A 10,474-nucleotide genomic window follows, 5' to 3' on the forward strand; every position below is an offset into this window, starting at 1 on the left:
ATGTTGTGGCGGTTGTCATTGGGTGCGGAACGGGCCCGTCACCTCGTACGTGATGCCGCCGCTGCCGGTGGAGGAGCCGGAGGTGCCGCGCTGGGAGGAGAAGTACAGCCGGCGGCCGTCGGGGGAGAACGCCGGGCCGGTGATCTCCGAGGAGCTCTGCCCGGTGATCTGCAGGAACGGCGCCACGACCCCGGAGGCCGTGATGACGTTGATCTGCATGTCGCCGCCGTCCTCGGCGACGTACAGGTCACGGCTGGTGGGCGCGCCGGTGATGTTGTCCACGCCGGTCAGCGGGGCCGTGCCGCCGGTCACCAGCGAGTCGTCGTACGCCAGGTCGAGCGTGGAGGCCGCGGCGTCGTACGCCCACACCCGGTTGTCGCCCTTGGTGGTGAAGTAGCAGACCCCGCGGTCGTACCAGCAGCCCTCGCCGCCGTCGAAGTGCTTCGCGGCCCCCACCTGGAGGCGGGTCGGCACGGGGAAACCGTCACGGTCGGGGATGTTCTGCCAGGTCACCGGGCCCGTCACCTGGCCGGAGGGGGCGCAGAGCACCTGGAGGCGGCCGGTGCGCAGGTCACCCCAGGTGTCGGGGACGAACCGGTAGAAGCAGCCGTCCCCCTCGTCCTCGGTGAGGTACACCACCTGGCGCACCGGGTCGCAGGCGGCGGCCTCGTGCTTGAAGCGGCCCATCCGGGTGCGCTCCTCGCCCGAGCGTCCGCCGCCGGGCCAGGTCTCGAAGACGCGGCCGAGCTCGATCTCCTCGCAGGACAGCCAGGTGCCCCACGGCGTGGCGCCGCCCGCGCAGTTGAGGTTGGTGCCCGACAGGATGCGGTACGCCGACACGATGGACCCGTCCGCGGCGAAACGCACGGCAGAAGCGCCGCCGATCAGCGGGATCTCCGAGTTGGACACGTAGATCCAGCCCGCGCCGTCCGGGAAGCAGGCCCCGCCGTCGGGGGCCAGGTGCCAGGTGTGCCCGGCGACCTGCCGCCCGGAGCGGGCGATCACCCGGCTGGTGAAGCCGGCGGGGAGCCGGATGCCGTTGGCGTCGGCGGCCCCGAGCTCGCCGTACGGGCTGGGGCCCGGCTGGGCGACGGCGCCGAACGCCTGTCCCCACAGGGCTCCGGAGAACGCCGCGCCGCCCACGCCAACGACGGCGGCTCTCAACACGGTCCGACGGTCCATCTTTTGCCTCCAGGTCGGCCGATCCATGGTCGTCCTGCGGACCGTAAGATTTCCCGACGACCGGAGTCAGCCCCGCAGATGAACAACCGGTGAGCTTCTGGCGGCCGTGCGTCTCAGTCGTCGGCGACGGTGACGCCGAGCAGATCGGCCATCAGGGGCGCCAGATCGAGGAGCTGGAGTCTCGTGATCGTGGCGCCGCGCAGCGCGGCGACGCCGTCGGCGAGCCCGAGCTCGCGGGCACCGCGCAGGTCCACGTTCTTCATCTCGGCCCGGCCGAACCGCGTCTCCTGGAGCACGCAGTCGTCGAACGTCACGTCCGTGAGCGCGGCCTCGCCGAAGTCGGCGGCGCGGAGCACACAGCCGGTGAACGTGACCTCGCGAAGCTGAGCGGCGCGGAAGTTGACCGAGTCGAACTTGCACCCCTGGAACACGACCTGCCGCAACACCGCGCCGTCCAGCCGGACGCCCGCCAGCGCTCCCCCGTCCACGTCGGTGTGCAGCCAGTTCGTCTCGCCGAGATCCGTGCCCACCCAGCGCACCGACCGCATCCAGACGTCGTTGAACCGTGTGCGGCGATACCGGCCCTCGTTGAACGTCACGGAGCTCAGCGCGCTCTCCAGGAACCGCGCGTTGCCGGCGTCGATGTCGCCGAACTCCGCGTCACGCAGGTGAACGGTGTCGTAGTCCCCCTCCCGCGTGAGCGACCCGGAGAAGTCCTCCAGGTACCGCGCGTACGGCAGGTCGTCGAACTCGCGAACGGCCACGCCCGAACCTCCCCGGTCCCGTTTCCCAGAGGGCCGACCCTATCCCGCGCCGGCGCCAGGACCGGACCGAGCCGAGCCACGCCCGCGGGCGATGGAGTGGCTTGTCGGGAAGTTACGGATCTGTCAGAGTCGGCAGGGATTCCTTGATGGCGACGACGGGGGTCTCGTGTGGCAGGGCTGACGTCAGGTGAGCTGGAGGACGTCCTCGCGGCGGTCACCCCGCAGGAGATGGAGACGCCGGGGGAGATCCTGTACGTCACGCGGCACCAGCAGCCCTCGTTCCTCGCGACGCTGCTGAGTGCCTGGGACCGCGACGGGCGGGACATCGGGCCGGGGTTGTCGTACGAACTGGAGCAGCTACGGCGGCGCTCGGCGTTCTACCAGGAGCTGCGGGGGCGGCTGGCGCGGGAGTGGCGCGACCCTGTCTCGATGAAGGGGCTGGAGGTCGCGGACCGGTACCCGGAGCCACTGCTGCGGTACATGAACGACCTCGACTACTGGGTGCCGGAGCAGGAGCGGCTCTGGGGTATCGCCGGGTGGCTGATCGACGACGGCTGGGCGGTGCACAGCGCGACGTTCCTGCGGCACGAGGGCGAGCTGCACGTCATCGTCAGCATGCGGCGTTTCCCCGAGGATCCCTACGCGCTGTCGTACGGCGTGGAGATCGGCACGCCGGCGTTGCTCGGCGACCGGGTGGGGGTGCCGACGCGGGTGCGGCTGCCCGCGGCGTGCGCGGAGCCGATCGCGAAGAACTTCGTGGCGATGCTGATGGAGCGGTTCGAGCAGCCGTTCCGGGCCCGCGACCTGGTGGACGCGGCGGTGCTGCTCGGTGACGCGCCCTCGGCGGCGGTGAAGTCCTGCGCGCTCGCGGTGCACGAGCTCGGGTTGTGGCCCGAGTACGCCGAGCTGGTGGCGCTGCTGGAGCGCACGCCGCTGGAGGTGCCGCGGCTGCCGGGCGACCTGCGCACGCTCAGCCTGGCCGCGCAGGCGCGGCGGCGGGCCACGGCGGCGGGCGCGCTGCGGCAGCCGTTCAGCTTCGCGCTGATGAGCCTGCAGAACCGCATGATGACCGGCGCCTCCGGCATGCTGTCGCGGCGGGCCTGGGGACTCGCCGAGCGCAGGCTGGACGCCCGCGCCGCGCTCAAGGCGGGCCTGCTGCTGTTCGCGCTGCCGGTCGACACCGGCCGCCGCGCCCCGCGCGCCACGTTGTACGAGCGCGACGGCACGCTGTGGGCCGACACGCCGATCGGGAGCTTCGTGCTGGTGCACGGCGAGGAGATCGACGAGGAGGCGCTGGAGGGCGCCAGGGCCACGGGCGACGTCGGCGACACCGAGGGGGCCAGAGCGGCCAGGGCCGCGGGTGACCGCGAGGACACCGAGGACGCCGAGGACGCCGAGGACGCCGAGGGGGCCAGGACGGCCGGAGGTGCCGGCCGGGAGGGCGAGGAGTGATGAGGGAGCCGGAGCGGGTCGCGCTGGGGAACGGGGTGCCCGTGTGGGTGCTCCGGCGGCCGGGAGCCACCGCGACGACGGTGACGTTGTGGCTGCTCACCGGCTCGCGGTACGAGCCGGAGCGGGTGGCGGGCGGCACGCACCTGCTGGAGCACATCCTGATGCAGGCGCCGCTGGCCGGGGACGGGCGGCCGGTGGACCTGCTGGAGGGGCTCGGCGGGGAGGCCAACGCCATCACCAGCCGGGACCACCTCGTGCTGTACGCCCGGGTGCCCTCGCCGGAGGCGCCGGCAGCGCTGGAGATCCTCGCCCGCGCGCTCGCCACCCCGTCGCTGACCGAGGACGTGCTGGAGTCCGAGCGCAAGGTCGTGCAGGAGGAGCTGCGGCTCGCGGCGGGCGACCCGTTCGACATCGTGCACGACGTGTTCTACGACGTCGCGTTCGCCGGCCACCCGCTCGCGCGGCCGGTCGGCGGCACCGCGGACAGCGTCGGGGCGGTGGGGCTCGCCGACCTGAGGGCCTACCACGAGCGGTGGGTGCGCGCCGGGTCGGTCGGTGTGATCGTGTGCGGGGACGTGACGCCGGAGACCGTGCTGAAGGTGCTCGCGGCGGGGCCGCTCCCCGCGCTGCCCCCCTCGGCGGAGGCGGCCGGGGGCGACGGCACGCCGCGGGTGTCCGGCGGGCGGCGCGACCTGGCGCTCAACAACGACTCGGCCGGGGTGGTGCTCGGCGGGCCCGCCGTGCCGTACGGCCACCCGCTGCTGCCGGCGTGGCAGGTGCTGATGGATCTCGTCGCCGGGGCGAGCTCGGCGCTGCTGTTCGAGGAGATCAGGAACCGCCGGGGGCTGGCGTACGACATGTGGGGCTTCACCAACGCCTACCGCGACACCGGCGTGTGGCGGGCGTTCGTCGCGACCGCGCCCGAGCACGCCGAGGAGGTCGTGGCGCTCGGCACGTCGCTGCTGCGTGAGCGGGCCGAGCACGGCTGGAGCGCCGAGGAGGTCGAGCTCGCCACCCGGCGCACGGCGGGGCTGCTGCAACTGGAGACCGAGCAGTCGCTGGAGGAGGCGCTGTTCTACGGCCGCTACGGCCTGATCCCCGGCCACCCCTCGTGGACGCTGGCCGGGCAGGTGGAGGCGATCCGCGCGGTGACCGCCGCCGACGTGCTCTCCTGCCTGCGCACGGCGATCGACCCGATGATCGTGTCGGTCGCCGGTGTCGACTGATGCGGCGCTAGCCATTGACTAATGAGCCGCTAGCCCCGAAAACTCAGTAATTAGCGCCATTCGCCGTGCGTTCCAGGAATGGTGACACTCCCGAGCCCTGCTGTTCACCTGGAGGGCTCGGCGTCCGCGGCGTTCACGCAGGGGGGTGAGCATGGACCGTCACAAGAAGGCACTGCGCCGTCCGAAGATCGCGGGGAAGAAGGGATGAGAAATGGACCGTCACGCCTTCGCATTGCGTCGTCCGAAAACAGCTAGGAAGCCTAAAAAGGGGTGAACATGGACCGCAACTACGTCCAGTTACGCCGTCCGAAAATCCGTAAGCCCAAGAACGGCTGAGATGAGAGCGTGGCCCCTGCGGTCACGTTGTCCGAAAACCTGCCATCCGAAAAGGGGTGAACGTGGACAGGAAGCACCACGCCAATCGCCGCCCGAGAGTGAAGAAAGGCTGATCATGGACCGCGCACGCGTCGCACTTCGCCGCCCCCGCACCCGCACCAAGAAGGGATGACCATGGACCGCGCACGCCGGGCACTTCGCCGTCCCTCCGTCCGCAAGCCGAAGTAGACGGCCGATGGACCGCAACGCCAAGCACTCCCGCAGGCCACGCGTCCGCAAGGGCTGACCGCCGCGCGGACATCTAACGACCGACGACAAGGAGCGATGGGTGACGACGATCGACTGGCAGCGGACCGTTCTCGTGCTCCTCCCGCCGGACGCCCTCGAACGTCACCTCTGCTCCCCCGTCCTGGACATGCTGGACCGGCACGACTTCGCACCGGTCCGCTACGAGGTGTTGTGGCATCGGCCACCCGGCCAGGACGCATGGCAGGAACGCAACATCACTTCCGTCTGGAAGGCCTACTTCTACCGGCAGGTCGATCTGGTGTTCGACCTCGGGCCGACCATCGCCCTGCTGGTAGAGGACAGGCGGGCGGCCGCCGATCCCGGCACCGGGCACGCGCGCCTGCGCGCCCTCAAGGGGGCCAGCGACCCCGCCGAGGCGGCCCCCGGCACCATCCGCCGCGACCTGCGCGGCATCAACGTGATGCTCGACATCGTGCACACGTCCGACAGCCCGGAGGACTCCGAGCACGAGGCCTCGGTGTTCTTCGGCCCCGGCCTCGGCGAGCCGCTGGACGGCGGCCTGCCCGAGCTCCGCGACCTGGTGGGCCTGCTCGAGGCGGGCATCCCCAAGGAGACCCGCGAGTACGACGACGTGCTGACCGGCCTCCGCGCCAAGATCATGGCCGCGCTCTGGCCCGACCTGAGCGTCCTCGGCCGCAAACTCGCCCCCGGGCTGGTCGCCGACCCCCGCCCCGGGGCCGGCGCCGAACTGGCGGCGCTCCTGCCCGGCGGTGAGTCCCACCCGCTGGCGGAGATCCTGGCCTGCGAGTTCCTCCCCGATCACCCCAAGATCGACCTGAGGCGCGCCGCCGCGCGGCTCGCCGTCCACGGCCTGACGCTGGACCGCTGGGAGAACGCCGTCCTGCAGACCTCCATGCTCTTCCCCCCGCTCCGCCGCTCCTCCTGAGGGGTCACGCGAGCACGGTGGTACGGGCGCTCTCGGCGACCGCCGGGGTGAGACGGGCGTCGAGGGGGAGGATCCAGCCCGGCAGTTCTGTCGCCGTGCAGCCCCGGGCCGTCTTGGCCCGCCAGCTTCCCTGGCCGTAGTGCAGGCGGTGGACGCCCGACCGGTACGCGAGGCGGGCGGGCTCGTAGAAGACGGTGGCGAAGTAGGCGTGGCGGGCGTCGGGGCGGGTGTAGTCCATGCCGGTGCTGACGCAGTACCAGACGCCGTTGTGCGTGATGAAGAGGGCGTAGCCGACGAGCGTGCCGGCGATCTCGGCGCGGAACAGCAGGGCGCCGCCGGCGCACAGACCCTCCAGGCGGGCACGGGTCCTGGCGTGGTCGGCGGGGGCGCCGTCGTACTTGGCGGAGTGGCCGCACTTGAGGCCCACCACGTCCTCGGGCGGGTGCTCCACCTCGACGGCCCGCACCGTCATGCCGGCCTCGGCGAGCCGCCGCAGCTCCCGCCGCGCCTCGGTGCGGCGTTTGCGAGGCAAGGAGGCCAGGTAGTCCTCGAAACCGTCACCCGCGGGTTCCAGCTCACAGGTGTACGCCAGCGGGACCCGGAGGAACCCCCGTGCCGCCAGCTCCTTCTGCAACGCGTCCGCCGAGGGGGGCGTGTAGAGGAACGCCACGGCCCGGAGCGACCGCTCCCCCGCCCAGGCCACGATCGCGTCGACCAGTTCCCTGAGCGCCCCGGGGTCGCCCGCCAGCGGGCCGAGCGGGTGGCACTCGTAGCCGGGCAGCATGACGACCAGGTGGGGATGCCAGGCGTCCTCGGGCGGCGCGGCGGCGGACGGGCGGACGGCGCGGGTGGCGTCCGACAGGGGCAGTTCGGCCGGGTCCCCGGTGAGGATGTACGGCAGGCTGAACACCTCGGGGCGGCCCGCGGCGGGCAGCACGGTGCCGTACAGGGCGAGGGCGGGGGCGCCGGAGTCGTTGAGGAGGAACGTGTAGGCGGCCCCCGGGATCCGGCCGCGCATGGCGGCCAGCCAGCGTTCGGTGGCGAAGATCGGGCCGTCGGCCGCCAGGACGGGCCATTCCGGGGGGCGGCCGGGGACGGCCGTGAACTCCCGGGTCGTCATACGGGGAGCAGGCAGGCGTCCAGGGAGAGTGGGGTGAGGCCGTGTCTCAGCTTGAAGACGTGGTTGCCGCGGCCGCCCTCCAAGGTGTCGCGGCCCTCGGCGAGGGCCTGGGCGACCGAGGTGGTGTAGAGCAGCGGGTAAGGGCTGTAGTTGCCGCCGACCTCGTACTCGACGCCGCAGGCCCAGGCGTGGAAGCGGGTGCGGTCGCGTAAGGAGACGGCCACCCCGACCAGGCGGTCCTCCTCGCGGACCTCGATGACGCAGGCGGCGTCCCCGAGCGCGGTGACGAAGCCGGTGAACAGCTCGTCCGGGTAGTAGGAGCCGGTGCCGTGCCGGGCGGAGGTGGCGGCGCACAGGGCGGTGACCTCCGCCAGGTCGGTCTCCTCGGAGGGTGCCACCCGGATGCGCACCCCGGCGTCGGCGGCGCGGCGGCCGTTGCGCCGGTAGTTCTTGCGCCCGGTGGGCCGCGCGCCCGCGATGAACTCGTCCACCCGGGTCATGCCGCGCAGGTCCACCTGGTAGCGGTCCTCGATGTGGTGGGCGGGGAAGCCCTCGGCGAGCAGGGTGTCGCGCAGCCACGAGCCGGCGGGCACGTTGACGAAGCCGTACCAGGCGGCGCCGAGCTCGCCGGCGAGCTCCCGCATGACGCCGGTGACCGCCGCGACGTGCGCCGGCGAGGTCGCGCCGGGGATCCAGGCGTCGTAGCAGTGCCACACGTGGCTGAGCAGGCCGTGCTCCTCACCGGTCACGGGGTAGCGGACGCGGAGCTGGCGCAGCGGGTCCAGGCCGCGCAGCAGCGAGACGGGCAGCACCGCGACGGCGCGCCCGTGGTCGCGGACCACGAAATAGGAGAACGACTCGACGTCGGTCAGCGGGAATCGCTCATAGGCACGCAAATAGAGCGCCTGATAAAAAACGGGCGCGCCTGACTTCGATACAACATCATCCCATTCGGCGGAGTCAACGGCGTCGATGGACTTGAGAACGTCGACCGTCAAAGCTGAGCTCAACGCATACCCCCGAGATTCACGTTGCCGACGGACTGTCAACGCTTGACGCGAATGCCGTAAATGACCCCATACTAAGCGGAAGTCTCCGCCCTAGCGAGGGAGAAAAGTCGTGGCCCACGTCGTCTTCCACAACAAAGTCGGTGGTTCCGAGACGCTGGAGGCGACACCCGGGCGACCGCTGACCGAGGTGCTGAACGCGCATGGCATTCCGGTGAACGCGGTGCTGACCACGGTGAACGGCAAGATCGTCCCCGAGGAGACCACCACCGTCGGCCCCGACGACGTCATCGAGATCCGCCAGGTGCGCCACTACGACCTGGACGTCACCCGGCGCCCCGCCCGCACCGTGTACGGCACCTCCGACCCCATCTACGCCAAGACGGTGCTCTTCGACGTCTCCGGGCGGCTGGAGCAGCGCGTCGAGCAGTTCGACGCCGAGGGTTTCGTGCGGTACGTGGAGGAGGCGTTCGTGCAGAGCGTGCTCAGCCACGGCGTGCTGCGCGCGGGCGACTCGGTGGTCATCGGCCTGTCCGGCGGGCGGGACAGCGTCGCGTTCCTCAAGCTGCTTGAGCGCACCGGGGAGCGGCTGCCGAAGTTCACCATGACGTCGGTCACCATCACCGGCCTGCCCGACTGGGAGGAGCCCGCGACGTTCGCCGCGGCCCGCGCCTCGGCGGCCGGGCTCGGCATCGACCAGGTCATCGTGACCGCCACCGACATCGAGCGGGTGTTCCGGCTGCGCAAACCGTTCGTGGAGGCCATGAACAGCGTCGTGTCCGGAGACATGCGGCACCTCAACATGGTGGTGGGCCACCAGGTGCTGCGGCGCATGCTGGAGAACCACGCCCAGGAGATCGGCGCGGGCACCGTGGCGTTCGGCTTCAACGCCGACGACCTGGTGGCGAGCATGGTGACGTGGCTGACCAGCGGGTACCGCATGGGCGGCATCCCGGTGCGGGAGCTCGGCGGGCTGCGGTACATCTTCCCGCTGTACCGCGTCACCAAGAAGGAGCTGATGCTCTACCTGGAGCTGGTCGCGCCGGAGCTCAACCGCCAGGGCACGCCGGGCCGGTTCACCACCGGGCCGCAGGAGCGGTCGATGGCGTACGCGATGGCCGACCACCTGTACGGATTGTGGCCGGGCATCGACTACTACCTGTTCGAGTCGTTCGCCACCATGCAGCGGTACATGTTCCCGCTGGTCGAGCAGAAGTGCCGGGTGTGCGGAGGGGTCTACATCCTGCAGGAGGGCGTGCCCAACCCGGCCGACCTCTGCGACGTGTGCGACTTCTTCGGCCGCCAGGAATTCTCGTGACGCGTTGGTACGCCGACTACTTCACCGCCGACTACTGGAGCTTCGCCCGGCACGAGTACACCGCCGGGCGCACGGCCGGTGAGGTGGCGTACCTGCTCAAGACCCTGGAGGCGCACGCCCCCGGCCGCCGGGTGCTCGACCTCGGGTGCGGCGTCGGGCGGCACGCGGTGCCGCTGGCCGAGCACGGCTACGAGGTGACCGGTGTGGACGTGTGCCGGTGGGCGCTCGACCGTGCCGGTGAGGCGGCTGCCCGGGCCGGGGTCCCGCTGCGGCTCGTCGAAGCCGACCTGCTCGGCGGGGCGGCGCTGCCCGAGGTGGACGCGGTGATCTGCCTCCAGGCGTTCGGGTGGGGCCACGACGCGGAGCAACGGCGGTTGCTGCGGAGGGTACGGGACCGGCTCGTCCCCGGGGGCCTGCTCGTGCTTGACCATTCCAACGTGGACGCCATCCTGCGGCACTACCAGCCGGAGGCACGGTTCGAGGCCGACGGGACGGTGTTCCACTTCTTCCGGACATATGACACGTTGTCCGGGCGGAGCCGTGGGGAACTGCGGGTGACGTACCCGGACGGGAGGGTGGCGCGCCTGCTGGACGACGTGCGGCTGTACCGGCCACCCGAGGTGGCCGCGCTGCTGTCCGACGCCGGTTTCGACGTGCTGCGCGCCGACGCCGACTTCACCCCCGACACCCCCCTGCGCCTCGACACCCGCTACGTCCAGTTCGTGGCCCGCCGCCGCGACGTCCCCCCGCTCGCCGTCCTCGACCACCGCCCCTCCGCCGCCGGCGCACTGGACCTGCGCTCGGCCCCCGACGAGGTGCACCACGTACAGCACACCCTCACCGAGGTCTGGACAGAACTCGTCGCCCCACCCCC

9 protein-coding genes are annotated in these 10,474 nt (G+C 71.7%); 5 read left to right on the forward strand and 4 right to left on the reverse strand.

Annotation, left to right across the window (positions count from 1 at the left end; translation table 11 throughout):
• Positions 1-15: 15 nt before the first annotated feature.
• Together ABGB17_RS05535 and ABGB17_RS05540 are read right to left on the reverse strand one after the other, a co-directional pair.
• Positions 16-1,182 (reverse strand): alkaline phosphatase PhoX, encoded by a 1,167-nt coding sequence (locus ABGB17_RS05535; protein ID WP_347626686.1) that lies wholly within the window; start codon positions 1,180-1,182, stop codon positions 16-18.
• Positions 1,183-1,295: 113 nt separating this feature from the next.
• Positions 1,296-1,946: a pentapeptide repeat-containing protein gene (locus tag ABGB17_RS05540; protein WP_347626687.1), complete on the reverse strand. Its 651-nt coding sequence runs from the start codon at positions 1,944-1,946 to the stop codon at positions 1,296-1,298.
• A 168-nt stretch (positions 1,947-2,114) separates the two neighbouring features.
• Here ABGB17_RS05540 and ABGB17_RS05545 point away from each other — a divergent pair, with 168 nt between their 5' ends.
• From ABGB17_RS05545 to ABGB17_RS05555, 3 genes are all read left to right on the forward strand, one after another.
• Positions 2,115-3,398, forward strand: coding sequence for a hypothetical protein (locus ABGB17_RS05545; protein ID WP_347626688.1), 1,284 nt, complete (start codon positions 2,115-2,117; stop codon positions 3,396-3,398).
• Positions 3,398-4,624, forward strand: coding sequence for a pitrilysin family protein (locus ABGB17_RS05550; RefSeq protein ID WP_347626689.1), 1,227 nt, complete (start codon positions 3,398-3,400; stop codon positions 4,622-4,624). Before ABGB17_RS05545 ends, ABGB17_RS05550 begins: the two co-directional genes overlap by 1 nt.
• A gap of 664 nt (positions 4,625-5,288) precedes the next feature.
• On the forward strand, positions 5,289-6,155 hold the full coding sequence (locus ABGB17_RS05555; RefSeq protein WP_347626690.1) for a nucleoside-diphosphate kinase: 867 nt from the start codon (positions 5,289-5,291) through the stop codon (positions 6,153-6,155).
• 4 nt (positions 6,156-6,159) lie between these two features.
• Here the strand turns inward: ABGB17_RS05555 and ABGB17_RS05560 are convergent, their stop codons facing one another.
• Together ABGB17_RS05560 and ABGB17_RS05565 are read right to left on the reverse strand one after the other, a co-directional pair.
• Positions 6,160-7,275 (reverse strand): GNAT family N-acetyltransferase, encoded by a 1,116-nt coding sequence (locus tag ABGB17_RS05560; RefSeq protein WP_347626691.1) that lies wholly within the window; start codon positions 7,273-7,275, stop codon positions 6,160-6,162.
• Positions 7,272-8,171, reverse strand: a complete 900-nt coding sequence (locus tag ABGB17_RS05565; RefSeq protein ID WP_347626692.1) for a GNAT family N-acetyltransferase — start codon at positions 8,169-8,171, stop codon at positions 7,272-7,274. The genes ABGB17_RS05560 and ABGB17_RS05565 overlap by 4 nt, the downstream gene beginning before the upstream one ends.
• 223 nt (positions 8,172-8,394) lie before the next feature.
• Between ABGB17_RS05565 and ABGB17_RS05570 the strand changes: the two genes are divergently transcribed.
• Complete coding sequence (locus tag ABGB17_RS05570) at positions 8,395-9,600, forward strand: hypothetical protein (RefSeq protein ID WP_347626693.1); 1,206 nt, start codon at positions 8,395-8,397, stop codon at positions 9,598-9,600.
• On the forward strand, positions 9,597-10,474 hold an 878-nt coding region (locus ABGB17_RS05575), incomplete at its 3' end, for a methyltransferase domain-containing protein (protein ID WP_347626694.1). The genes ABGB17_RS05570 and ABGB17_RS05575, both read left to right, overlap by 4 nt.

This window comes from Sphaerisporangium sp. B11E5 (assembly GCF_039871875.1).
In the GTDB taxonomy this organism is placed as follows: Bacteria; Actinomycetota; Actinomycetes; order Streptosporangiales; family Streptosporangiaceae; genus Sphaerisporangium.